The organism is Pontibacillus chungwhensis BH030062, from assembly GCF_000770675.1.
Classification (GTDB): domain Bacteria; phylum Bacillota; class Bacilli; order Bacillales; family BH030062; genus Pontibacillus; species Pontibacillus chungwhensis.
In genome coordinates this window covers 271,677-297,874 of record NZ_AVBG01000001.1, presented here as the reverse complement: position 1 = coordinate 297,874, position 26,198 = coordinate 271,677, and the positions used below count along the sequence as shown (strand labels likewise).

Here is a 26,198-nt window from a genome sequence, read left to right as displayed (position 1 = left end):
CCCTATACGGGTATGCGTATATTAATATACCAATCTCCAGATAAGGATTCAACTCTGGAAAATTCGTTCTTAAGTTATACATAAAAAAGAGTAGCGCCTATTACGCTACTCCTTATTGTCCCTCTTATGAATTTCTTCTGTTACAACGTATGCAAGGTCATCGTTTCCATAAAGCGATAGAACACCTAAAAGTGTTTGATCAGGAATCTCTTCTGCTTCTTCTTTTGAAACCGTTAAGTCAACACCTTGTTGAAGGGAAGAGTTATCATGTTGATTTGGATAAGCTCTGTAATAGACCTCTTTAGGGTCTAAATCGTGATTTACGCACCACTGAGCAAAAACAAGAATCATCATTTGTTCATCTTGTTGGAAATTTTTTATAATTTGTTCTTCTAAATCTTTCTTTTCCATATGTAATACTCCTTTACCGATCGGTAGTTCTATTATAGCGAGAAAAAGCATTGGCTTACAACAAAGAATTTTTAGGCATTCACCTATTCATGGATGACTTCATATGCTAGTGGTATCGAATGAAAGAAGGTGATTGCATGAGTCAAAATTGCTATCATTATTATGTTGCTGGTAATACTGCTGAAGGGTATTATCGTTTAACAGAATCCATGTTAAATGGTTTGGATAAGTGCTATATCTTAACAGGAGGGCCCGGCACCGGGAAGTCAACATTTATTAAGTCGGTTGCTGAAGAGTTAAAAGGGAGCGAGCATTTCTTAGAATACCTTCATTCTCCATCTGAACCAGGAAGTCTTGACGGTTTAATTATACGTAATAGAAGAATGGCGTTAATAGATGAACAACTAATTCGTCACCTAAAGAATGATAAAATCCCAGGTGCGCATTTTATTCACTTAAGTGAAGGCTTAGATCCAGTTCGTTTAACAGAACAAAAGAATGCTGTTGTTCAACTATCAAATCAATTAGATCATCTTTACGGGCTGTCTTATCAAACTTTTAAAGATTCTCTTCGCGCTCATGATGATCTTGAGGATATCTACATTTCTTCTATGAACTTTAATGAAGCTAATAAACTGACGGATGAGTTAATTCAATTGTTTTACGGAAGTGAAGATCAATTTAAAGCACCAAGAATTGAACATCGATTTCTTGGAGCTGCAACACCAGAAGGGGCTAAAGACTTTATACAACAACTTACTTCAGACATAAACAAACGGTATTTTATTAAAGGAAGAGCAGGTTCAGGTAAATCCACGATGCTTAAGAAAATAGCTGAAGCAGGTGCAGAAAAGGGATATAATGTAGAGGTGTATCATTGTGGTTTTGATCCAAATAGTCTAGACATGATCATCTTACGTGAACTCAGTATTGCTATCTTTGACTCCACAGCTCCACATGAATACTTCCCAGACCGAGAAAATGATGAAATTGTTGATGTTTACAAGCGATGCATTGAGTCAGGTACAGATGAAACATATGCAAGTGAAATTGCTGATACAACAAAAAGATATAAAGATAAGATGAAAGATGCCATATCCCTTCTTAAGGATGCAAGAAATGTAAGAGATCAACTTAAAACCATTTATTCAAGTGCTATGGATTATACAATCGTAGATCAAAAAAGAGAAGAGTGGATCAATGATACCCTACGTCATTAAAGGCCCATTTGGGGTCTTTTTTGGCGTTTCATCATCTCGTGTTACACTTTCTTGTAGTAAAGGAGAGAATGAAATGACTGAGGAAACCAATCATTTATTAAAACAAATTCCTTTATTCTCCACATTAGAGGAAGAGGACTTATATACTTTAGGTACTATTACTACAAGGCGATTCTATCAGAAGCAAGAATTTGTCTTTATGGAAGGGCAAGAACGAGAGGCTGTTTATTTTATAAGTAAGGGGATCATTAAAACATCTAAAACAGACCGAAATGGAAAAGAACATATTATCAATTTCCTTCAATCAGGAGAAATGTTCCCTCACGTAGGTTTTTTTGAACAAACCCCTTACCCTGCTACTGCACAAGTTTTAGAAGAAGCGGAGCTATACGTTATTCGAATTAAAGACTTTAATCAGCTAATGTTTGATCACCCAAATATTGCTGTACAGGTTATGAAGGTTATGGGGCAAAAGTTATCACTCCTGACAGAACGTATTCAAGAGTTATCTTCAAGGGACGTAAGGCATCGTCTGATTTCAACGTTAATTCGACTTGCAGAAGAATCAGGAATTACTGTCGACAATCAACCTGCTTACATTACCGTTCCACTTACAAATGCAGACCTTGCAAATATGGTAGGCTCTACTAGAGAAAGCATAAACCGGATCTTGAATGAATTAAAGAAGAAGAATCTTCTTCGTGCGAGCCGCTCTTCTATTGAGATCATAAACCTCTCTGATTTAAAAGCTACTCTAAGTTAAAGAACTGTTAACAAACTAAAATAAATTTTTACAAAGCAAACAGAGGTCACAACATTGTCAAAAATAGTGTGATATACATCACTAAATGTAAAGATCCTCTTATTTACAATGTACATATAGGAAGAACAATACTGATTTATGGAGGTCATATAGATGCTTTCTACTGAAAAACAAGCGATTATTAAGTCGACAGCTCCTATTTTAAAGGAAAGGGGAGTAGAAATTACTTCCCGCTTCTATGAACGATTATTTGCTAATCATCCTGAACTTTTACATTTGTTTAATCAGACTAATCAAAAGAAAGGTCGTCAACAAACAGCTCTGGCTAACGCTGTCTATGCGGCTGCTGAAAACATTGACCAGCTAGAAGAGATCCTCCCCGTAGTGAAACAAATTGCACATAAGCACAGAAGTATTGGTGTACGTCGAGAGCATTATCCAATTGTAGGGGAACATTTACTCTTGGCTATGAAAGAAGTTCTCGGTGATGGTGCTACAGATGAAGTTCTACAAGCTTGGGAAGATGCTTATGGAATTATAGCGAACGTCTTCATTGAAATCGAAGAAGATATGTACGAGGAAGCTGCTGTGCAACCAGGAGGATGGGATGGATTCAAAGCTTTCAAAGTAACTCGTAAGGAGAAAGAGAGTGATGCAATTACGTCTTTCTATTTAGAGCCTATTGATGAAAAGCCTTTACCTAGTTTTTCGCCTGGACAGTATATCAGTGTACAATTGCATATTGAGGGAGAGACATATACACATGTTCGCCAATATAGTTTATCCGATGCCCCTCATCAAGGTTATTACAGAATAAGCGTTAAACGAGAAAGTGATCATGACCCAGAAGGCGTAGTTTCAAACTATTTACACAACAAAGTTAAAGAAGGAGATACGATTCCTGTAAGTGCTCCAGCTGGTGATTTTGTATTAGATACGTCTAAAGATATTCCATTAGTCTTCATCAGTGGAGGTGTTGGTCTTACACCACTTGTAAGTATGTTAAAGACAGTCGTAACTCAACAGCCAAACCGTGAGATCATCTTTATTCACGCTGCCCGAAATAGTCAGTTGCATGCACTTAAGGGAGAAGTGGCTCAAATTGTAAAACAAATCGATTCTGTCACGAATTACACTTTATACTCGAATCCAACAGAAGAAGATATGCAATCAATGGATTCAAATACCGGATACGTAACATTGGAATGGCTACAACAAATCCTTCCACATAATCAAATGGACTTTTATTTCTGTGGTCCAACTGGGTTTATGAACACCACTTTTCATGCGTTACAGCAATGGGGTGTTCCAGAAGAGCATATGCATTATGAATTCTTCGGTCCAGCGAAACAGCTAGAAACTGTTCAATAAACAACTCAAGTATTCCAAAAAAGAACTAAGAGTCTAAAAACTCTTAGTTCTTTTTATTGTCCTGATTGTCAACAGACTGTGAATATAGTTGCACCAAATTCCCGCTTTCGTTATGATGAAAAGGGGTTTTTATAAAAAGGAAAACATTATACTCCTGTAGTAGACCATCTAGCATTATGTTCTTTCCTTACTTTCTCTCCTAAAGAAACAGTACATATTAACGATAAAAGGGTGTATACAAATGAGTTCAGAAAGTAATCACACACAATCAAGGAAAAAGATTTTTGTCTTAGGAGGGGATGGATTCTGTGGCTGGCCTACAAGTCTTCACCTGTCTAATATAGGTCATGAAGTCGTAATCATTGACAATCTCTCCAGACGTAATATCGATAACGAACTAGAAGCGGATTCATTGACCCCTATTAAGCCAATGGGGACAAGGATCGAAGCATGGAAGGAAGTATCGGGTAACACGATTGGCTTTCATAACATCGATATTGCTGAAGATTACGAAGGCTTTCTTACCGTTTTAAATGCGGAAAAGCCTGACGCGATTGTTCACTTCGCGGAACAACGTTCAGCTCCTTATTCGATGAAATCACCAAAACATAAACGTTATACGGTTAATAATAATATTAATGCTACGCATAATGTTCTTTGTGCCATTGTAGAATCCGGCTTGGATACTCATCTTGTTCATTTAGGAACTATGGGTGTCTATGGTTATGGAACAGCGGGTATGAAGATTCCTGAGGGGTACCTCGATGTGGAAGTGAAAACAGAAGCGGGCGAACGAATTGAACAACAAATTCTTTATCCAACAAACCCAGGTTCTGTGTATCATATGACCAAAACACAAGACCAGCTCCTATTCCAATACTATAATAAAAACGACTCTATACGTATTACGGACTTACATCAGGGAATTGTATGGGGAACTAATACAGCTGAAACAAATATGGATGACCGCTTAATTAATCGATTTGATTATGATGGCGATTATGGTACAGTATTGAATCGCTTCTTAATGCAAGCTGCAGTTGGTTATCCCATTACAGTGCACGGTACAGGAGGGCAGACGCGTGCCTTTATTCATATCCAGGACACCGTCCGTTGTATTGAACTTGCTATTGAGAATGCACCTTCACGTGAAGATCGAGTGATGATCTTTAATCAGATGACAGAAACCCATCGTGTGAATGATTTAGCAAAGTTAGTTAGTGAAATGACAAATGGTGAGATCGCTTATGTATCTAATCCCCGTAAAGAAGCTGCTGCAAATGACCTTCATGTAAGAAATGATCTATTCTTATCTAAAGGATTGAACCCAACCACATTAGATACGGGACTTCTACAAGAAGTAACTGAAGTTGCAGGAAAGTACGCTCACAGAGCAGACTACTCCAAAATCCCTGCCACTAGTACATGGACAAAGGAACAACAACCTGGTATACCAGAAACAAGTAAAGAATTAAATAAATAATGTAAAGAAAGCCTCCAGTTTTAAACTGGAGGCTTTTTATTTACGTTTTAGAAGACAGCTCAGACTAAATTCTTAAGGTGCCTTCTAACAAGTATTTTCGCTATAAGTTCTTTATCAATCCTTAAAAGACATTTAAAAAGTGAGATAGACGTACCTACAAAAAATCATCGATTGCTATAATATATAGTTAAAAACAACAAGAATTTTCTATATGGAATTTATTTCAAAAATATTCTTTGCTACCATTCCTTATATCTATAATATGTGCCATAATATAAAATAATTAAAAAATTCTGACTTATCAGGAGGAACAAAAGAAAGATGCCTTAGTAAAGTAGAGTTAAAAGCTTTCTCTAATTTGTCATGTGACATCATTTGTATTCATATAATGAAATGGCGTTTCAATTAGTGAAATGATAAAGAGGAGGGGTCATCTTATGACATTTGTGTCCCAAAATGTAAATAGTTTACCTCCGTACTTATTTTCCGTTTTTCATCAGAAGAAAAAGGAACTAGAGGCACAAGGAATTGATGTAATTGATCTTGGTATTGGAGCTCCTGATTTAAAAACACCTTCCTTTATCATTGACCGGCTGACTGAGGAAGCACGAAAATCAGCTCACCATAAATACTCACCCTACAGTGGTATTCAGGAGTTTAAAGAAGCAGTAGCTCGCTTTTACAAGACATATCATGGAGTTTCTCTTAATCCTGATACAGAGATCTTAACCCTTATTGGCTCGAAAGAAGGATTAGCAAATTTAATTCGAGCTGTGGTAGACCCAGGGGATAGTGTCCTCCTTCCTGATCCTGGATATCCAGTCTATCAGTCTGCTGTTCATCTAGCTTATGGAAAGACGATTCGATTACCTCTTGACCCGCATAATGGCTACACGCCTAAGTATGAGGAGCTGTCCCAAGAAGATATACAGAACTCAAAAGTCATGTTATTAAACTATCCTAGCAATCCAACAGGGGCGACGGTAGATTACAGAACTTTTTTGGAAGCGTTTACATTCGCTAAAAAACATGGTCTTTGCCTTGCTCATGATGCAGCTTATAGTCTTGTCACATTTGGTGGCTATAAGGCTCCTAGTTTGCTAGAGGTCCCTGGTGCTAAAGATCTAGCGCTTGAATTTGGATCTCTATCCAAAAGTTTTAATATGACCGGTTGGAGAATTGGGTATGTAGCCGGAAACAGCGAATTGATTCAGGCAATGTCAATCATCAAAAGCAACACCGATACAAGTCAGTTTATTCCCATTCAACAAGCGGGGGCCACTGCACTTAATAGTGACTTCAGTACAGTAAAAGAGAATAATAATATCTATGAAGAACGATTAGAAAACATACTTCCTATCTTGAAAGAACTTAACATTGAAGCTGAGAAACCGCGTGGCACATTCTTTGTTTGGGCAAAAGTTCCAAGAGGATATTCATCGCAAACTTTCGCTGAAAAGCTACTTATTGAAGCTGGCGTTATTGTTACGCCGGGACACGCATTTGGTCAAGGTGGAGAGGGATACTTTCGTTTATCTTTATGCGTTCCAACAGATCGTTTAAATGAAGCTGTCCAACGGATGAAAGCTCTGGATTGGGAGGTAACACATGATTGAGAAGAGTTTACGACCGATTAAACGTACACTTACAAGCGCTCATGCAATTGTAGAGTGCATGAAAATTGAAGGAGTCAAACACGTATTTTGTGTACCCGGAGAAAGCTACCTCCCCATTATGGATGCGATTCATGATGAACCTTCCATCAAGCTTATATCTGCACGACATGAAGGAGGAGCATCCTTCATGGCAGAAGGTTATGCAAAATCTAGCGGTAAACCAGGTGTGTTAATGGCTACAAGAGGTGTCGGGGGATCAAACCTTACGATAGGAGTTCATACAGCTCACCAGGATTCTACACCTATGGTTGTATTCCTCGGGCAAGTACACAGCCAGTTTAGAGGACGAGAAGGATTCCAAGAAGTTGATCTTGATCAATACTTTCGCCATATTGCGAAATGGACAGTAGAAATACGTGATGCTAAAAGAGTACCTGAATTAGTTCAAAGAGCTTTTAGAGTTGCTCAAACCGGTAGGCCCGGTCCCGTCGTTGTTTCCCTTCCAGAAGATCTCTTAATTAAGGAGTCCGTCATGGCATTTGGCCCTCCTGTCCGAAGACCTACACCTAGCCCTTCAAGTGATGAAGTTGGCGATGTTGAAAAGTTATTACAATCATCTGAATCTCCATTAATCATTGCTGGAGGGGGTGTCAAAGCTTCTGAAGCTGAGGGAGCATTAAAACAATTTGCAGAGAAATATAAGATTCCCGTTATGGCATCGTTCAGAAGACATGATGTTATGCCAAATGATCACCCTCTCTATTTGGGCCACCTAGGTTTGGGCACTCACAAATCTATTTTAGAAACCGTTCAACAATCTGATGTGATTCTTGCTTTTGGCACTCGCTTATCTGAAGTAACGACTCAAGACTATTCAATTATTACGGATGAGAAGAAGCTTGTTCATGTAGATATAGAATATGATTCTATTGGTAAGATCTATCAGCCTGACATTGGCATAGTAGCAGACCTTAAAGAAGGCTTACATGCTCTATTATCTATAAACCTTTTAAGCTCGTGGGAGGACTGGGCCGTCACTCGCCGTAGAGTGTATGAAAACGTAACGAGTCTTACCAATAAAGACGTAGATAATCATAATTTTCATACACAAATTATACAAACCCTCCAAGCTCAACTACCTAAGAATGCAATTTTAACAAATGATGCAGGGAATTTTGCGGGTTGGTTACATACTTTCTTTCAGTTTACAGAAAGAAATACGTATGTAGGCCCTACTTCTGGTGCAATGGGGTATGGTATGCCTGCCGCTCTTGGGACGAAGCTTGCTCATCCCCATCGTACAGTACTCTCTCTTTCAGGGGATGGTGGGTTTATGATGACCATGCAGGAGATTGAAACAGCGGTTAGATACAACATCCCGATTATATCTATTGTATTTAACAATAAAATGTATGGAACTATCCGCATGCACCAGGAGATGCATTATCCTTTTAAACCAATCGGTACAGAGCTTGGAAGTGTACCGTTTACTGAGCTTGCTCAGTCTATCGGCGCAAATGGCTATTTCGTTCGTACTATTAAGGAATTCGAGTTGGCTATTGAACGGGCAGTAAAATCCGATAAGCCTGTCGTCATTGAAATTGAAAGCGATCCGAATCAAATTTCGGTCTCCTCTACAATTGAGGAAATCAGAAACCAACATAAGTAAGTGTTATGGACTTCATTGTTCATTAACCATATAACTATCATTCTAAGGAGGTCATTTTCATGACAAAAACACTCATCCAAGAAGAAAAACTAATGAACTTTATTAACGGTAATTGGGTAAACTCCGCTGGTAATCAATTTAAAGAGGTGAAGAATCCAGCGAATTGGGAAACGCTTGTTCAAGTTCCGTTATCAAGCGAAGCTGATGTAAACGAAGCTGTTCAAACAGCAAAGGAAGCACAAAAAAAATGGGCGCTTGTTCCCGCTCCCCAGCGCGCAGAAGTCTTGTATCGTGTAGGGATGTTAATGAAAGAGAGAAAAGAGGATCTTTCGCAAATTTTAACCATGGAAAATGGAAAAGTTATTGAAGAAGCACGTGGTGAAGTTCAAGAAGGCATTGACATGGCCTTTTATATGGCAGGAGAAGGACGCCGGTTATTTGGTCAGACCACTCCTTCTGAATTAAAAGACAAATTTGCAATGAGCGTACGCGCTCCGGTTGGAGTTGTAGGGATTATTACACCTTGGAACTTCCCAATTGCCATTGCTACATGGAAGTCATTTCCGGCTATTGTAGCGGGAAATGCTGTTGTTTGGAAGCCCGCTACAGAAACGCCACTAATGGCTTATGAACTTGCCAAGATCTTTGAAGAATCTGGTTTGCCAAAAGGAGTCTTAAATGTAGTGTTTGGTTCTGGTTCCGAGGTTGGTGATACGATGGTTCATCATAAAGATATACGCGTAATCTCTTTTACAGGGTCAAATGATGTAGGGAGGACGATTGCAGCCAAATGCGGAGAGCAACTTAAAAAAGTGTCTTTAGAAATGGGCGGGAAGAACGCAGTAATCGTCATGGATGATGCAGACTTATCCCTGGCAACAGAAGGTATACTGTGGAGTGCTTTTGGTACCAGCGGACAGCGATGTACCGCTTGCAGTAGAGTTATTGTACATGAAGATGTTAAAGAACGCCTTGAAGAGAGACTCCTTTCTGAAATGGAGAAACTTACAATTGGAAATGGATTAGATGAGACAAATAAAGTTGGTCCGATTATTAATAAAGGTGGCCTTGAAAAGATACAGCAGTATATTAAGATTGGCCAAGAAGAAGGCGCAAAATTACTTGCGGGTGGATATGTATTAGATGGTGAAGAATACGCCAATGGAAATTATTTTGCTCCTACGCTGTTCACGGATGCGACACCTGACATGAAGATTGCTCAAGAAGAGATATTCGGACCTGTCGTATCTTTAATACCTGTTAAGAGCTTTGAAGAAGCAATTGAAGTAAATAACGGTGTTGAATATGGTTTATCTAGTTCTGTTTTCACCCGCGATGTGAACCGAGTATTTGCTGCTCAAAGGGATCTAGATACAGGCATTGTATATGTAAATGCCGGAACGACTGGGGCTGAAATTCATTTACCATTTGGAGGAACGAAAGGAACAGGGAATGGACATCGCGATTCAGGTGTAGCAGCTCTTGATGTGTTTACAGAATGGAAAGCTGTTTATGTTGACTACAGTGGTAAACTGCAACGAGCACAAATCGATGTTGATTAATTCTTAAAAGGGGGACTTGATCTTATGAAAATAGGTGTACTAGGCTCAGGTTTAATGGGGAAAGAAGCGGCGCGTGACTTAACTCAAAATCCAGCAGTCGTAGAAGTTGGGCTGGCTGATATTGATTTAGGGCGAGCGGAATCAGTATGTCGAATCCTGAACTCTTCTAAACTTAAAGCGTACCAAGTTGATGCAGGGAACCCTGTAGAATTAAAAGCGTATATAAGACAATTCGATGTCATCATTAATGCGTTGTTCTACTCCTTTAACGAACGAGTTGCTAAGGCAGCGATTGAGGTTGGCGTAAGCTCGGTTGACTTAGGAGGTCATATCGGAAGCGTTACAGACAACGTTCTTCGTATGCACGATGACGCAGATGTAGCTAATGTAACCATAATACCTGACCTTGGTGTTGCCCCTGGTATGATTAACATTTTATCAGGTTATGGGGTTAGCAAACTAGATCAGCCTGAGTCGATTCGTTTATTTGTTGGAGGGATCCCTGTAAAACCAGAAGCACCCCTTGAATATAATCATGTTTTCTCCATGGAAGGATTACTTGACCACTATACAGATCCATCTACCATTATACGGAATGGGTCAAGGCAACAAGTAGCTTCCTTAACGGAAGTTGAACGTCTTTATTTTGATAAATTTGGTCCCCTTGAGGCGTTCCATACCTCTGGAGGCACCTCAACGTTGCTTCATTCTTTCCCTAATATTCATGATCTTGAGTATAAAACAATACGATATCCAGGTCATGCGGAGAAAATGAAGCTGTTAGTAGATCTTAATCTTACAAGTAATGACTATGAAGTAGAGATAAACGGGGTTAAGGTTAAGCCTCGCGAAGTCCTTCTTAAAACCCTTGATCCAATTGTTGATCTGAAGGATAAAGATGATGCGGTACTCTTACGTGTTCAAGTTAGCGGGCTAAAAAATGGTCAGAAAACAACTTATGAATATGAAATGGTTACGTTTAAAGACCGTTCGAGCAACGTCACCGCAATGGCACGCGCAACTGCTAATACGATTTCAGTTGTTTCACAATTAATTGGCAGTGGACAAATAACAAAAAGAGGCGTACACCCGCCTGAAAAAATTGTGCCAGGAGATATCTATATTAAAGAAATGGCGAAACGAGGGGTTGAGATAAAAGAAAAGATGACGATTCATCCATCGCATGTTCAAATTTAACAATCCTAAAGGAGGGATCAATAGATCTCTCCTTTTTATAAACAATTGGAAGGAATAAATGAGGGCACGTTAAACAAAGGAGACCAAAGATGAATCAGAGTGTCATTAAAGCTTTGAAACTACTGAACTACTTTACAGAAGAGACACCGGAACTTACCCTCAGAGACATCACAATAAAATCGAACCTCCCAAAAGCAACTGCTTATCGTCTTCTTTCATCTCTCGAACAAGAAGGCTTTCTCGTGAAATCAAAGGAATCTGAGTATAATAGTCGTTACCGTTTAGGCATTAAGCTAATGGAACTCGGGTTTCGGGTTGCAGATCAGATTGAGATACGCCGTATTGCAAAGCCATTCATGGAGGGTCTAGCTCATGAGATAAACGAGGTCATTCACCTCGCAATAGTCAATGATGATAAAGCGACCTATATTGAGAAAGTTGATTCGAACCGGGCGCTTCGTTTGTATACTAAGATTGGTAAAACCGTACCTCTTTATTTAGGTTCGGGTCCTAAACTTCTTCTATCATTTTTAAAGTCAGATAAACAAATGAGCATTTTAAAATCATTATCGTTTTCTTCCACTGATGAGTCTACCCAAATCGATTCAGAAAATCTGAAGCTTGAATTAGACATGATTAGAAAGCAAGGGTATTCAATCAGTGAGGGTGAGCAAGACTATGATACAACAGGAATCTCCTTCCCAATCTTTAATCATAAAAGTGAAGTTATTGCAGCATTAGCTGTAAGCGGATTGTCTAGTCATTTTGAAGGGGATAATTTGGAGATTATTAAGGACGCTGCATCTCGGTCTGCGCATCAAATATCTATAAGTATTGGTTATCGATAATACTAATGGGGGGATTATGTGAGGACGTATTTCGTTGCTGGTCATGCTAGATTGCCCGCCGGAATGGCTGCACACAATATGTACGATGTCTTAACGATTACAGCAGAAGTGGACTGTAACTATGGCGTCATCCTTGAGGCTAACTGTACTTTGGCAACAGAACATGGGCGTCAGTTTATTAGTCAACTTCTTAAGGGGTATAGTTTGAGGCATTCTATTGATGAACCTATAGAAGCTATACGACAGCATTACTTAGGGAAAGCGGGAAATGCTCTTGTATCCGCTTTAAGGGATCTACACAAACAGTACGAACTACAATACGAGGCCAAGCATTCATAGAGATTCCTATGGATGCTTTTATTTTTATAAACAAAAACTCTCTCAGGAATGAACGAGTCATTCAAAAGAGAGTCATGTCTTTATTCATCAATTACCGTCGATATATATTTTAAGTTTACATACTCATGAATCCCTTGTGATCCTCCTTCTTTTCCAATTCCCGATTGCTTCACACCTCCGAATGGAGCTTCCGGAACAGCAGGAAACACATCATTCACTCCTACTATCCCATATTCAAGAGCTTCTGATACTCTCGTAGCACGACTTAGATTATCAGTAAACAAGTAGGCTGCTAGACCATAATCTGTATCATTGGCTTTATGAATGACGTCAGCTTCTTCTGTAAAAGACTGAAGCGGAAGAAGGGGACCAAACGTTTCTTCTCGCATTACTTTCATATCCTTAGTGGCCTGTGTCAGAAGTGTGGGGGAATAGAAGTAACCCCTTAATCCCGTTTGGAGGGGAGCACCTCCGTTTAAAACGTTCGCTCCTTTTTGAATAGCATCCTTTAAGTGAGATTGCACTTTATCAAGTGATTGGCGATTAATAAGCGGGCCCAAATCAATCCCTTTTTCTAACCCGTTTCCGGCTTTTAGAAGAGAGATCTTTTCATGCAACAAGTTGGCGAAACGTTCTTTAACATTTTCATGTACATAAACGCGATTAGCACATATACACGTTTGGCCACTATTACGAAATTTGCTAGCTAAGGTTTGACTAGCAGCCCGCTCTAGATTTGCATCCTCAAACACAAGTATTGGCGCATGACCACCAAGTTCGAGTGAAAGTTTCTTAACGGTATTTGCACTACCTTTCATCAATAGTTTTCCAACTTCTGTAGAGCCAGTGAAAGTAATGAGACGTACGTCTCTACTCTCCATAAAAGCTGAACCTATTTCTTCAGCATCTCCTGTAACTAAATTAACGACTCCATCAGGAACTCCTGCTTCTGTTAAAATGGATACAAGTTCTATAGCAGATAAAGGCGTTTCAGGCGCAGGTTTTAAGATAACTGTACAACCGGCAGCAAGCGCTGGAGCGAGTTTTCTAGCAATCATGGAAGAAGGGAAGTTCCAAGGCGTAATGGCTGCAATTACTCCAATAGGTTCCGGCTTTACAAGTAATCGTTTCCCTGGAATAGAAGAAGGGATCCACTCTCCGTATAAACGATTCGCTTCCTCAGCATACCAAAGAAAAAAGTTTGCAGCGGAACGGATTTCACCCTTCGCTTCGGCTAATGGCTTGCCTTGTTCCATTGTTAAAATTGTAGATAGGCGCTCCACACGTTCTAATAATAACTCGTGTGTTTTATATAAGATTTTTGAACGTTCCCGCGCGGTTTTCCTGGACCATTCCGGGAAGGCGAGGGAAGCGGATTGGATTGCGTGCTCTGTTTCTGTTCGACCTGCCCATGATACATCCGTCAGTTTCTCAAGCGTGGCGGGATTGATGACACTTTCTGTTCTTCCTGAATCAGCACTTATCCACTTTCCATTTATAAAAAGGGAGTCTAAGCTTTTATCCCATGTAATCATAAATTACTCCTCCTAATCTTCAAATGGCCATTCAGGGAGCATTTGATCAAGAGCTTTGTCTTTACGGTAACCCAGAACATAATCAGCTTGCATGATTGTATGAATTTCTCTAGTTCCTTCATAAATGACTGGAGCTTTAGAGTTACGCAGGTAGCGCTCAACAGGATATTCATTTGAATACCCATATGCGCCATGGATTTGAACAGCATCATCCGCTGCTTTGTTTGCAAAGTCACACGCCTGCCATTTAGCTAAAGAGGTTTCTCGGGTATTCCGTTTCCCACTATTTTTTAACTCACCAGCTTTCCAAACCAATAAGCGGCTCATTTGAAGACCAGCTTCCATATTCGCAATCATTTGTTTTACTAATTGATGTTTTCCGATTTCTTTTCCAAACGTTTTTCGTTCGTGACAGTAATCTACGCTCGCTTCAAGACACGCCATAATTTGCCCACATGCTCCAGCAGCTACTGTGAATCGACCGTTGTCGAGTGCAGCCATGGCAATTTTAAAGCCATCGCCTTCTTTTCCAAGCAGATTTTCCTTTGGTACACGTACATCATCAAAAAATAATTCTCCCGTGTTGCCTGCTCGGATACCAAGTTTCCCTTTCGTCGCTTTAGAAGAGAATCCAGGCATGGTGCGTTCGACGATAAAACATGAAATTCCATGGTGGCTTTTTTCCTTATCCGTATAGGCAAATACAAGGAAGTGATCTGCCGTGTCACAAAGGGAGATCCATGTTTTCTGACCATTTAAAATATAATCATCACCATCTCGCTTCGCTGTCGACTGTAAAGATGCCACATCAGATCCAGCACCAGGTTCTGTTAATCCGAATGCCCCAACCTTTTCACCTTTAGCCTGAGGGACTAAGTATTTTTCCTTCTGACCTTCATTTCCCCATTGAAGTAATGTCATGCTGTTTAAACCTGTATGCACGGATACAGCTGTTCTAAATGCAGTATCTCCACGTTCTAACTCTTCACATACGATAGCTAAAGAGTTATAATCCATCCCACTACCACCGTATTTAGAAGGGATACATACACCCATTAGTCCAAGTTTTGAAATTTTTTTCAACGTATCCGTGTCAAAGTGACCTTTAGCATCCCATTCACCAATATGGGGCATAATTTCATGGTCAACAAAGTCACGGACTGTTTTTCGAAGCATTTCTTGTTCTTCTGATAATTCAAAGTTCATCGTAAACATCTCCTTATATTGATTGATGGTCTTTCAATCTTTTGATTTCTTCTTCACTATATCCAAGAGCATCTAATATTTCTGATGTATGCTCTCCTGGTTCAGGAGGGTAGTGCGATAAGACGGTTGGAGTTCTTGATAGCTTCAAAGGGCTACCAATTAGTTTAATAGGTCCAGCTATTGGATGTTCTGTTTGTAAAAACATATTACGGGCTTGCAATTGAGGATCCTGAACAAGCTCATTTATTGTTTGAATAGGACCAAAGGGGACTCCTTCTTTATCACATAACTCTTTCCAATAAGCGGTTGATTGTTTCTGGAATGCTTTTTGTAATAGGGGTGTTAGTTGCTGGCGGTGAGCAACTCGATCAGGATTCGTTGTAAAACGAGGGTCCTGTGAGAGTTGAGGCTCACCTATCAGTCTGCAAAGGGAACGAAATTGCCTGTCATTACCAACCGCAATCACCATTTCACCATCAGACGAGTAAAAGGTCTGGTAAGGGACAATATTGGCATGTTGGTTTCCTAATCTCTCTGGAACGTTTCCAGACATAAGATAATTGCTACCAATATTAATAAGGGAGGACACAGCAGCGTCGTACAAAGAGAGATCCACCATTTGTCCTCTTCCAGATTTCTCTCGTTCAATAAGAGCGCTTTGTATCCCAATGCATGCATAAAGGCCTGTAAGGACATCAGTAATGGCGATTCCTAGCTTCTGAGGGCCTGATTGTTCATCGCCTGTAATGCTCATCAATCCGCTCATAGCTTGAATGATGAAGTCATAGCCTGGGAGATGTTTATAAGGACCTGTTTCCCCGAATCCTGTAATGGAACAATATACGATACGCGGGTTTAATTCGTTTAATGCCTTATAATCTAAACCAAGGCGTTCCATCGTTCCCGTTTTAAAATTATGCATGACTACATCGCTACTTTTGACTAACTTATGGATGATTTCTTTACCCTCTGAAGACTTTAAATCTACTGTCATGCTCTTCTTATTTCGATTCGCACAAAGGTAATACGCACTAACACCTTCTTGAAAGGGAGGACCCCATTTCCTCGTATCATCACTACCTCCCGGGGCTTCAACTTTAATCACTTCAGCACCGAGGTCACCAAGAATCATGGAGCAATACGGACCTGCTAAAACTCGAGTGAGGTCCAGTACTCGTATACCATCTAAAGAAGTGCTCACGTTTTATCACGCTCCTTATTCCGAATAAAAAAGCCAGTTTGAAATACACACATGTAAATGCGTGAATTCAAACTGGCTTTTGACCTGCTGAATCCTGCCTTGTAAGGAGACATGGAAGCAAGGTAAACAGTTATATTATATGAAAGTTTACAAAGGTGATCCGTCTGTAGCTGCCTGGGATGGGCTTGGAGACAAATTCATACCTTTATTCAATTTTAAAATATTCTGACAATAAAGTAAATGAATTCTTTAATATATACAAAAAAAGAGAGGTGTAAAACAAAGGCAGTTTGTAAAAAGGCAAGAAGTGATATAATATCAGAGAAAATCATGACTGAAAGAAAGGTAGTTGAGATCAGTGATTGAACATATTGTTTTATTCAAATTTGAAGAACAGACAACAGAAGCGCAGCAACAGGAAGCTATTAAGAGGTTAACCTCTCTTAAAGAAGAGATCCCAGGCATTATTGATATTCACGCTGGCTTGAATTTCTCAGATCGAAACAAAGGGTACGAAGTAGGATTAACAGTACGCTTTGAAGACAAGGAAGCTCTTGAGCAATACGGCCCACATGAGAAGCATCAGGAAGTGGTTGCATACTTAAAAGAAATAGGGCTTTCAGATATTTTAGTTGTGGATTTTGAAATGTAGATCTTCCTTACAATCTTGTTTGTTATTATAGAAAGAAATGCGCCTTACTTCATGTTAGGCGCATTCCTTTTTTACTCTCCGTTAGTTATATAGGCATCCCGAGTGATAAAACTCGACTCCTGAGAACATATGTTTTTATAATGGATATATACAAATATTTTCCTTTCGTTACCTAAATAACTAAAGAGGGAGTGGCGCTATTATGCCTCGTAAGCCTGGTATTACAGATCAGTACCTTATAGACTTATACAAGAAGGGGACACCTTTCAAAAAGATGTCAGTGCTCTCAGGACTATCTGATCGCGCAATACGTAATATTATGTATAAAAATAAAAGGTTAGGTATCTACGCAAATAAGTCAAGAACTGTTGGCTTTCCACATGTTCCAAAGGATTACTTATCTTCATTTATAAGAGGAGTAATTGATGGAGACGGTTGGGTAGATCGAGAAGGTTATGTTATGAATGTTACTTCTGCAAGTCTAAGCTTTGCAAAAGGAATTTTTGAAACATTCCAATCTTGGGAGCTTCGTTGCAATTTAACTCGACAGTTAAGCGCTTCTCAAAATGTGTATTATCGCGTATGGGTGAAAGGAAAAAGAGATTTATTAAAGCTATCAGATATTGTTTATCAACATGCCCTAGAAGACTGTGTTTATTCTAAAAGAGCGTTAATGAAAAACCCAGAATATAAAAGTACATCTAACAGAGTTAAATTTAGAACAAACGTGAGTAAGGAATTATTAGATAGCGTAAGACATGAAGCGAAGAAAAAAGGAAAGTATGGCAATTATATAATTGAGGAAGCATTGAAATCGATCTTTGATCATGCGGATATTGAACTTTTGGAGAAATCAAATCCACAGGATCGTATTCAATATAAAACCACTTATGACAAAAATTTATTAGAGCACGCTAAAATAATGGCTAAGCAATTAGATATGAGGGTGAACGAATTAATTGAGTTGAGCATTAGAGAATGGTTTATTCTAAATAAGATAGAAGGTAAAGAGAGGAGATGAGTAAACATCACTTCTTTTATTTTTAATTTCTAGTTAACATAATATATATTATCGGTAGTCATAACTGAATAAACAATCTCATCTCATAACCAAAGTATACTCTTGATATTGAGATGAGATTTAAATTTTTAATACGATAACTTATATCATTTATACCGTGAAAATTTATAAAATACTAATTAAGTTTCATTCACTTAAAATCATTCATCTAAAAGTTTAATCTATATTATAAATGATCATTATTCATAGTTAATCCTTTATTCTGATCATTCGATTCATAAATACGTTCAATCGTACGAACCAATAATTTCGCATAGTTCCCATTACTATCTTGGTCTCCATGAATAGTTCGAATCATATCTTTTAGCTGCAATACAAACGGATCAGGTAATTCTTGAACCTTTAACGCTGTATATTTTCCTTCCTTAGTAATAAATACTCCTTTTCCTATTTCAACTTTCACTATACCTTCTTCAAAAATGAATTCAGTTCGCTGTGTAGGCACAACAGAAAATCCAGACATTGATATCGTTACAGGCACCCCCGTGCTCGTTTCCAAATAAACCGTCCCACTCCCTTCTACATCTGTTTGTAAGATGGCTGTCGGGTAGTATAAATTCGCTTTCACAAAAGTAAAAGCTGAATTTGTGAGCCACTGAATCTTATCAATTGAATGAGTTCCAAGGTTCATAAAAATCCCCCCTCCTGCCTTTCGTTTTTCTAGGAACCATTTCGGTCGGTCAGGATTAAAATATGGAACGAACCTTGAATCATTGACCATCAATAGTGGTCCTAAATCATGAGTCTCTATATATTCTTTAGCCGTGATGTTTTCTGCTAGATAATGTTGAGTATGAGCAACCATAAGCTTTACACCGTTATCTTTTACACACCGCAGAATCTCATGGCATTCAGCACTGGTTAAAGCCATTGGTTTCTCTAACAAGATATGGCATCCTTCTTTCGCGGAGAAAAGTGCTGCTTCCTTATGGAGGAAATGAGGAAGAGTAATAATCACGAGGTCTGGTGTTTCTTTTACGATCATTTCTTTATATGATGTGTACCCTTTAACTTCGTTCTTTGCAGCTACATTCATGGCTTTATCAGAGTCGGTGTCTGCCACAGCTAACAATTGAGTACTAGTGATTTCTTTAATCGCTTTCAAATGGTGTTGCGCTATGATCCCAGCTCCAATGACACATATCGATAAGCTCATAAGCTATACTCCTAATTCCGAAGATAGATGACGTAATAGAGCATGATCTTCACTTGCATTCGTAAATACTTGATCCGTATTCTCAACTCTTGTTGCTACTCCTGCTGTAAATTCAATTGAATAGGAACCCGTAAACTGATGTTCATGTAATTTAGCTATACGCTTTCTCACAAACGTCTCTTCACTATTCAACCGATGAAACCGTTTGTTATTGTACAGACTGACATGAGCGTGTGTAATGGATGAACCTAAGTGTTGAAACCATTTCTCTATATTTACTTGATCATGAAAAGGGTGAATAATCGCCTTCACTCGATTAGAACCGATTTGGTCAAAAACCCGGTAAGCTGTTTCCGGGTCTTCCATAATCGTTCCGGGATGACATTCACACAGAAGCTGGCATGAGTCAGGCAATTGATTCAACATGGCTTTCACATGTGAAATATACATGTTTGTATGCTCCATTGAATGACCTAAGTTAAACTTAACTGCCATACATTTAAGCTCATGTACTAAATTTACGATTTTCTCTCTCTCATTTTCATACCCCTCTTCAAATTTTATATAGGAGTTAAATACATCAATAGGCAAATCACTATGCTTTAATTGAGCTCGCTCATAATCTGTTGCTTTTAGAGCATGATTTTGCCACAATTCTATCCCATCAAAACCCTTTTCCTTTATAGCGGGTATCCAATTACTAACTTGAATAGAAGGTATTTGGCCACCTTCCCAACGGTTTTTCTCCAATAAAACAGTATTTAAGAGAATCTTTGGCATGAACTCTCCCCTTTTTAATGATAGCTACAGTTAGAAAGGATCTCTTCTTGGAAAGGCTGCAAATCAATTCGGTATATAGCTCTTGGACGTCCTCGTTTATTTGATTGTTCCTCCCCGATCACTGTCGCAATTCGGTGATACTCAAGATTAGATAAGATTCTTCTTGCGCTCCGAAGGGTAATTGAGAACCCTTTGGCAAGTTCTGAAGCTGTAATGGTATTCTTCCCATTCGAATAACAGAGGCATTGGAGCCTGTGAAGTGTTTTGGTGCTTACCTTTAGATCTTGCATCAATTGAAAGGCAGAAGGGTTTTCCAACCGAATCTTTTCACTCGTTTCAACTTTTCCTTGGATTACATACTGTCTAACTTCTTCTGTCACATGATTCAAGGATTGTTTTATACATTTATGGGTCGGCACAATCAGATGTACAGGTATGCTCAAAGCCTCTAACTGACCTTTAATAAAGGGATCACAGGTGACGACACACTGAGCATGCCTTCTGTTCCATAGTTCAACATGATGCATTAATACTTGATCTCTCCCTCCCTCTTTGTATTCCGTGAAGATAATTCCTTTTCCGGAGAGCTCTTGAGATATACTAGAATGGGCAAGATTCATTGCGTCAACACTAATCGTATAATGACCTTTTTGTTCAGGTACGTATTCATAACTACATTTAAATAGACTCGAATAAAGAGTGCTTTCAGAGACCGCAAGTGTGAAGACTGGTATGTGTTCAATGGTTGTTAAAAGTTCTTTCGAAAACTTTAGAGGATTGGCAAGTACGATTGCGTGATATTCGTTTACGTCTTCTGAAAATGGCTGATTTGGCTGATCAATATACGGAACGAACGTAAATTGTTGATATAAGTGCTTAAACTCCATGACTTTATTAACGATTTCTTCACAACCAATCACCAATACAGTAAAATTCATTTTCCTTCACATCCTTCTTTCAGTACCTTCTAAGCTATTTAAGCCCAGAAGAGCTAGCTCCTTTCACAAAATATTTCTCAGCGAATAAGAAAACAATCAAGATTGGTAACAGAGACATTAGAGCTGCAGCAACTAAATACTGTTCTTGGCCAAACCAAGCTCCAGACATTGATAATATACCAATCGGTAACGTAAATTTATCTTCTGAAGAAAGGTAAATAACAGGCGCCATAATTTCGTTCCATTTTGTCATGAACGTGAAGATCGTAAGTGTGGCTAATTGTGGCTTACACATAGGCAAATAGACTTTCACAAACGTTTGGAACGGATTGCAACCATCCAGTTTGGCTGCTTCGTCATATTCTTTTGGAATAGCAAGAAAGGCTTGCCGCATTAAGAACACACCAAAGGGTTGGGCTAGCCATTCAAGAATCCATAAAGGCACAAGTGTGTCTACGAGTCCTAATTGATTAAAGATCATAAATTGCGGAATGATCATAACGACTGGAGGGATCATGAGTGTTCCAAGAACCATTACGAACAATGAATTTTTAAATGAAAACTCTAGTCTTGCAAATGCGTACGCCACCATGGAACAAGATAGTAACGCTCCTATAACCGATAAGACGGTTACTATGAAACTATTCCACGCATAGGTATCCATTGAAGTCATTTTCCATACTTCAATGTAATTCTGCCACTGAAAGGGATTTGGAATCCATTGTACTGGAATTGCCGTGTACTCTTTGTAGGACTTTAATGAATTTAGTGCTGCACTTACTAGTGGTGTTAGCATAAGTAGAGAACTAAACAGGATGACCGTGTAGCTAATTGCCTTTCTTTTTTTAGATCGATTAAACATGATCAACACCCCAACATAACAGACTATTTCTCATAGTAAACCCACTTTTTTTGCAACTTTAGTTGAATCATCGTGATGCCAAATAAGATGATAAACAACACCCATGCAATAGCGGATGCATACCCCATCTTTAAGAAGGAAAAGCCTTGTTGGAATAAATAGAGCATCAGTACCATACTCGCGTTATTCGGTCCTCCTGCAGAGGTTACATCACCTAAATGACTTGTCATGACATAGATTTGTTCAAAAGATTGAAAAGTTGTGATGGTTGTTAGGACTAATACGAGAAACGTAGTCCCTGAAATCAAAGGAACTGTTACGTGTCTGAATTTTTTCCACACCCCTGCCCCTTCTATTTCAGCTGCTTCATATAAATCCTCTGGTACATTTTGAAGGCCAGCTAAAAAGATAATCATCATGTAACCGACCCCTTTCCATACAGCGACAGCAACAAGAACAGGGATGATCAATGCTTCATCACCTAGCCATGCTTGCGGGTTGCTTCCTAATTTCGCAAGGATTGTATTTGCAAGCCCAAAGCGGGGATTTAAAATGGCATCTGCCACGTAAAGAACAACGGTCCAGGAACAAATAACAGGGATAAAGTGAGCAATTCTAAAAAACTTTAACCCTTTTAAACTCTGATTAAGCGCAACAGCAAGGACTAATGCGAGAATCGTTTGTGCCGGTACAAACAAAATCGTAAAGTAAAAGGTATTCCAAAGCGCTTTATGGAACACCGGATCTTGTATTAGGGTTGTATAGTTTTCAACTCCTATCCACTTAGGAGCATTTAGCATGTCGTATTTTGAGAAACTAAAATATAAGGACGCAGCTAGAGGAAAGGACAAGAAGACAACGAATTGAATAAGGTATGGGGACACCATAAGGAATCCCCATCTCCCTTCTGCTGATAATTTCTTTCGTCTACGATTTTTAAGAGGTTTAACTCGATCTACAAGTTTTGGCATCTAGGACACACTTTCTTCTTTAAATTTTGGTTATTCCTTATAAAAATCATCCAAAACTTTCGTCACTTCCTTGTCTGCTTGTTGCAATGCTTCTTCTATACTTGTTTCATTTAAGAAGGCTCTGTTTATGTTGTCGTTAAACTTTTGAAGCCACTCGGACCATACAGCATTTGTATCGAGTGTTCCTGCAAATTCAAAACTGTCTAAGAAGGCTTGCTTGTTAATCTTGTTATCACCAGAGTTTAAGAACAAATCAGAGTTGGCAACAGACTTCTTAACGGGTACCGCTTCACCTAATTCAGCCCATTCCTTTTGAACTTCATCTTCTGTAACCCAGAATTTAACCCATTCCCAAGCCGCTTCTGCTTTTTCATCTGAGCTATTATTATTTACAATCCAAGAGTTAGCAATGACAGGAGCGAACCGCTTCCCGTCTGGACCTTTAGGCAAAACTGTAACATCGTAATTAATACCAGTTTCATTTGCTGCTAGTACCCTCGCATATATTCCGATCCTCATTGCTGCAGTACCGCTTGGGAACGGTGACATTGGACTTTGGAAACTTTGAAGGTCAGATGGATCTGTTAAAACACCTTTCTGCATTCCTTCTACCATCCACTTCATAGCTTCTTTATTCTCTTTGGAATCAATCACAGAATTCTTTAACTCTTCATCCAAAACACCACCACCATAAGACTTCAATACTGGCATCCATCCTTCTGTGATGTTAAAGAACGTCATCCCATATTGATTGACTGCATCAGAATTAAAACCATCATCCGTTGCTCGCTTACCATTAGCATCAATGGTTAACCGTTCTGCTGTTTCTTGTAGTTGGTCCCACGTCCAAGTATCATCCGGGTAGTCTACACCCGCTTCATCAAACATATCCTTGTTATAAAACAAAGCTCCAATTTGAATACCTTGTGGAACAGCAAAGTACTTACCAGTAGCATCTTTATTAAAATCGAGTCCATAGTACTCATCTTTGTTTAAATCCCTTTCAATCCAATCCGTTACATCTTTAGCCGCTCCACGTTCAGCGTATTTTGATACAAGCACACCATCAGATAACCATACATCTGGAGCATTATTACCTGCAATTTGTGTATCTAACTTTTGAAAGAACTGAGAATAAGGGGCATTTTGTGTCGTAACTTTAATATTTGGGTGTTTCTCTTCAAATTGATCAATAAGCTCTTCCATCTTTTCATCAGCACTACCAGATGAGTAATATCCTAACTTAATCTCTACTTGCTCTCCTGAATTTTCACTGTCCGCATCCGATTCATTGCTACAGCCTGCCAGAGCAAAAGCTAAAATCAAAGAAAGTAAAAGTAAAAGGCCAAATTTCTGTGAATATTTCATTCCTTCTCCCCCTCTTTTGTTAACGCTTACACGGTTATCTTAGTAGTAAAGTCGAAATTACAGAATAGACATCGATTTGATTTGTTGTGTTTTTTTCAAAAATGTATCAATTATATATCACAATGAAAGGGTGAATAGCTCTTGAAGAATGATCTCTTTCATAGAAAGTCCATTCAATCTAAATTGTTATGGGTAATCATTATCTTTGTATGTACTCCCTTACTAGTATTCGGATACATTTGGTACGAAAGAACAACCACCGCTATACAAGATAATGCTGTTCATGCCAGTCAACAACTCCTTAACCAGACTAAGGAATACTTATCTTTTTATTTGGCTGACTTAAAAAAAGCCACGACTCCCCTTCTAAGTAGCACTTCTATACAGAACTATCTAAAATCAAATCATACCCCTGATACACGTTACGAACAGTATATGGAAACGAAAAGAATTCAAGAAGAAACATTTGGACAAATCCTAAACGCACGTTCTGATATATTTGGCCTGTCGTTAATCAGCAAAGATGGGAGGCAAGAACATAATTACACTCAGGTGAAGAGATTTATTGATATTGATGAAATAAAAATAAGAAATAGAGATTTGTGGATCAACCAGGAACAATTAGAGAGTTATGAATTACTAGATTTAAGCTTTTATGAATCTACTCCTATCCTGACAATTGTTCAAAAAATATATGATAAAAACACTTATGAAACGATTGGCTTACTCGTAGTAGACCTTCATCTTAACCAAATTGCTTCTATATTGAATGAGATAACAGATCATCATTTCAATGAGGTGTGGTTAGTAAATGAAGACGATACAATTGTCTATCATCCGCTTCGTAACCAATTAGGGCAACCGTTCCAATCTGATTATACGGAGGAGAACATTTCTTTTATTACTCAGCTTGATAAGGAAAAAACCTTACTAGTTCGAGAATCTCTCCCCGATGCCAATTGGATGATCATGGCTAGCGTTCCTTTAGAAGAGGCGATGACTAGGTTAGTGACACTTAGAAATTTCACCATTCTGGTAGGTTTAATTTTAATAGGACTTGCTATTCTTTTCGTAGGAGGCTTTTCGTTCACATTAACTTACTCCTTACAGCATCTGCAAAAACTCATGCGAGAGGTGGCTTCTGGAAAGTTCCCAACAGAAAAGCCTCGTCCCCTTGCCCTTTATCAAGAAGATGAAATTAGTGACTTATATAACAGTTTTTACAGTATGACGGAGAAACTTTCTGAGCTCATACAGCAGATCCGCTTGTCGAAATTAAAAGAACAAGAATTACACATTAAGACGAAAGAAGCGGAGTTACAAGCAATGCAGTCTCAAATCAATCCACACTTTCTATATAACACACTAGAGATTATTAATTCCTACGCCATAATTGAAGATCAAATGGAAATTAGTCGCATGACGACCTCTCTTGCTGACATGTTCCGCTACAATGTTAGTAATACAAAGAAGGTCGTCTCGCTAGAAGAAGAATTGCAGCATATTAATGCTTATTTTCAAATTCAACTAGAACGTTTTGAAGGGTTAAATGTTTCTGTTGAGGTAGATGAATCATTGACTGCACATATTTTGACACCAAGGTTAACGCTTCAACCTATAATTGAAAATGCATTCTCTCATGGTTATGAAGAACATTCCTTAGTTCCAACTTTTATTGGAATTTACGGGAAGAAAATCAATCGTGATTATCTTTTATACCTGGTTGACCACGGAAAAGGCATGGTAGCCGAAACCACAGAAGCATATAACTATGCCTTTATACACAATACAGAGCCACCCGAAGATTATAGAACGACGAAACGTATTGGACTCTTAAACGTTCATAAGAGAATTCACTCTGAGTTAGGGTTTCCTTATGGATTGTTTATCAAGAAGTCTAACCAATCTGGTACGGTTATTGAAATCCGTTTGCCTTTACGTATGGAAGATACAATAAAGGGGGCGTAAT

At 38.8% G+C, this 26,198-nt stretch carries 23 protein-coding genes; 13 read left to right on the top strand and 10 right to left on the bottom strand.

The genetic code is table 11. The annotated features are described in order from the left end of the window. Window positions 1-105 precede the first annotated feature (105 nt). Window positions 106-411 (bottom strand): protein YxiS, encoded by a 306-nt coding sequence (yxiS, locus tag N780_RS01430; protein ID WP_036779094.1) that lies wholly within the window; start codon window positions 409-411, stop codon window positions 106-108. A 137-nt stretch (window positions 412-548) separates the two neighbouring features. Here yxiS and N780_RS01425 point away from each other — a divergent pair, with 137 nt between their 5' ends. The 10 genes from N780_RS01425 (at window position 549) to N780_RS01380 (ending at window position 12,479) form a co-directional block, all read left to right on the top strand. Further along, the gene (locus N780_RS01425) at window positions 549-1,631 is read left to right on the top strand and encodes a PRK06851 family protein (protein ID WP_036779091.1); all 1,083 of its coding nucleotides are present in this window, start codon (window positions 549-551) and stop codon (window positions 1,629-1,631) included. A gap of 73 nt (window positions 1,632-1,704) precedes the next feature. Continuing rightward, complete coding sequence (locus N780_RS01420) at window positions 1,705-2,394, top strand: Crp/Fnr family transcriptional regulator (RefSeq protein WP_036779806.1); 690 nt, start codon at window positions 1,705-1,707, stop codon at window positions 2,392-2,394. A gap of 153 nt (window positions 2,395-2,547) precedes the next feature. Next, complete coding sequence (gene hmpA / locus N780_RS01415) at window positions 2,548-3,765, top strand: NO-inducible flavohemoprotein (RefSeq protein ID WP_036779089.1); 1,218 nt, start codon at window positions 2,548-2,550, stop codon at window positions 3,763-3,765. 241 nt (window positions 3,766-4,006) lie between these two features. Further along, the gene (locus N780_RS01410; protein ID WP_052114831.1) at window positions 4,007-5,248 is read left to right on the top strand and encodes an NAD-dependent epimerase/dehydratase family protein; all 1,242 of its coding nucleotides are present in this window, start codon (window positions 4,007-4,009) and stop codon (window positions 5,246-5,248) included. A 437-nt stretch (window positions 5,249-5,685) separates the two neighbouring features. Beyond that, entirely contained in the window at window positions 5,686-6,864 is a 1,179-nt protein-coding gene (locus tag N780_RS01405; RefSeq protein WP_036779086.1) for an aminotransferase class I/II-fold pyridoxal phosphate-dependent enzyme, read from the top strand. Next, window positions 6,857-8,533: a thiamine pyrophosphate-binding protein gene (locus N780_RS01400; RefSeq protein WP_036779084.1), complete on the top strand. Its 1,677-nt coding sequence runs from the start codon at window positions 6,857-6,859 to the stop codon at window positions 8,531-8,533. The genes N780_RS01405 and N780_RS01400 overlap by 8 nt, the downstream gene beginning before the upstream one ends. A 59-nt stretch (window positions 8,534-8,592) precedes the next feature. Beyond that, entirely contained in the window at window positions 8,593-10,095 is a 1,503-nt protein-coding gene (locus N780_RS01395; RefSeq protein ID WP_036779081.1) for an aldehyde dehydrogenase family protein, read from the top strand. A gap of 24 nt (window positions 10,096-10,119) precedes the next feature. Then, the gene (locus tag N780_RS01390) at window positions 10,120-11,292 is read left to right on the top strand and encodes a saccharopine dehydrogenase family protein (RefSeq protein ID WP_036779078.1); all 1,173 of its coding nucleotides are present in this window, start codon (window positions 10,120-10,122) and stop codon (window positions 11,290-11,292) included. A gap of 89 nt (window positions 11,293-11,381) precedes the next feature. Continuing rightward, window positions 11,382-12,140, top strand: a complete 759-nt coding sequence (locus N780_RS01385; protein WP_036779075.1) for an IclR family transcriptional regulator — start codon at window positions 11,382-11,384, stop codon at window positions 12,138-12,140. An 18-nt stretch (window positions 12,141-12,158) separates the two neighbouring features. After that, window positions 12,159-12,479, top strand: a complete 321-nt coding sequence (locus N780_RS01380; RefSeq protein ID WP_036779073.1) for a DUF3870 domain-containing protein — start codon at window positions 12,159-12,161, stop codon at window positions 12,477-12,479. Between the two features lie 80 nt (window positions 12,480-12,559). Here N780_RS01380 and N780_RS01375 read toward each other — a convergent pair whose 3' ends face one another. The 3 genes from N780_RS01375 to N780_RS01365 are packed head-to-tail and all read right to left on the bottom strand — an operon-like array spanning window position 12,560 to window position 16,421. Continuing rightward, on the bottom strand, window positions 12,560-14,014 hold the full coding sequence (locus tag N780_RS01375; RefSeq protein WP_036779071.1) for an NAD-dependent succinate-semialdehyde dehydrogenase: 1,455 nt from the start codon (window positions 14,012-14,014) through the stop codon (window positions 12,560-12,562). Between the two features lie 12 nt (window positions 14,015-14,026). Then, window positions 14,027-15,220, bottom strand: coding sequence for an acyl-CoA dehydrogenase family protein (locus N780_RS01370; RefSeq protein ID WP_036779069.1), 1,194 nt, complete (start codon window positions 15,218-15,220; stop codon window positions 14,027-14,029). A gap of 13 nt (window positions 15,221-15,233) precedes the next feature. Then, window positions 15,234-16,421, bottom strand: a complete 1,188-nt coding sequence (locus N780_RS01365) for a CaiB/BaiF CoA transferase family protein (RefSeq protein ID WP_036779067.1) — start codon at window positions 16,419-16,421, stop codon at window positions 15,234-15,236. Between the two features lie 358 nt (window positions 16,422-16,779). Here N780_RS01365 and N780_RS01360 point away from each other — a divergent pair, with 358 nt between their 5' ends. Both N780_RS01360 and N780_RS19130 read left to right on the top strand, forming a co-directional pair. Then, the gene (locus N780_RS01360) at window positions 16,780-17,073 is read left to right on the top strand and encodes a Dabb family protein (protein ID WP_036779064.1); all 294 of its coding nucleotides are present in this window, start codon (window positions 16,780-16,782) and stop codon (window positions 17,071-17,073) included. 202 nt (window positions 17,074-17,275) lie between these two features. Continuing rightward, the gene (locus N780_RS19130) at window positions 17,276-18,094 is read left to right on the top strand and encodes an LAGLIDADG family homing endonuclease (RefSeq protein WP_052114830.1); all 819 of its coding nucleotides are present in this window, start codon (window positions 17,276-17,278) and stop codon (window positions 18,092-18,094) included. 226 nt (window positions 18,095-18,320) lie between these two features. Here the strand turns inward: N780_RS19130 and N780_RS01350 are convergent, their stop codons facing one another. The 6 genes from N780_RS01350 to N780_RS01325 are packed head-to-tail and all read right to left on the bottom strand — an operon-like array spanning window position 18,321 to window position 24,229. Next, a complete protein-coding gene (locus tag N780_RS01350; RefSeq protein ID WP_036779061.1) occupies window positions 18,321-19,310 on the bottom strand; it encodes a Gfo/Idh/MocA family protein in 990 nt (329 codons plus the stop codon). A 3-nt stretch (window positions 19,311-19,313) separates the two neighbouring features. Continuing rightward, on the bottom strand, window positions 19,314-20,090 hold the full coding sequence (locus tag N780_RS01345; protein WP_036779058.1) for a sugar phosphate isomerase/epimerase family protein: 777 nt from the start codon (window positions 20,088-20,090) through the stop codon (window positions 19,314-19,316). Window positions 20,091-20,104: 14 nt separating this feature from the next. Next, window positions 20,105-21,028 carry a helix-turn-helix domain-containing protein gene (locus tag N780_RS01340; protein ID WP_036779055.1) on the bottom strand — a complete coding sequence of 308 codons (924 nt, stop codon included), beginning with the start codon at window positions 21,026-21,028 and terminating at the stop codon, window positions 20,105-20,107. 34 nt (window positions 21,029-21,062) lie between these two features. Then, a complete protein-coding gene (locus N780_RS01335) occupies window positions 21,063-21,890 on the bottom strand; it encodes a carbohydrate ABC transporter permease (RefSeq protein WP_036779052.1) in 828 nt (275 codons plus the stop codon). Window positions 21,891-21,913: 23 nt separating this feature from the next. Then, a complete protein-coding gene (locus tag N780_RS01330) occupies window positions 21,914-22,861 on the bottom strand; it encodes a carbohydrate ABC transporter permease (RefSeq protein ID WP_036779050.1) in 948 nt (315 codons plus the stop codon). 30 nt (window positions 22,862-22,891) lie between these two features. After that, entirely contained in the window at window positions 22,892-24,229 is a 1,338-nt protein-coding gene (locus N780_RS01325) for an ABC transporter substrate-binding protein (protein WP_036779047.1), read from the bottom strand. A gap of 141 nt (window positions 24,230-24,370) precedes the next feature. Between N780_RS01325 and N780_RS01320 the strand changes: the two genes are divergently transcribed. Next, window positions 24,371-26,197: a sensor histidine kinase gene (locus N780_RS01320; protein WP_036779045.1), complete on the top strand. Its 1,827-nt coding sequence runs from the start codon at window positions 24,371-24,373 to the stop codon at window positions 26,195-26,197. Window position 26,198: the final 1 nt, after the last annotated feature.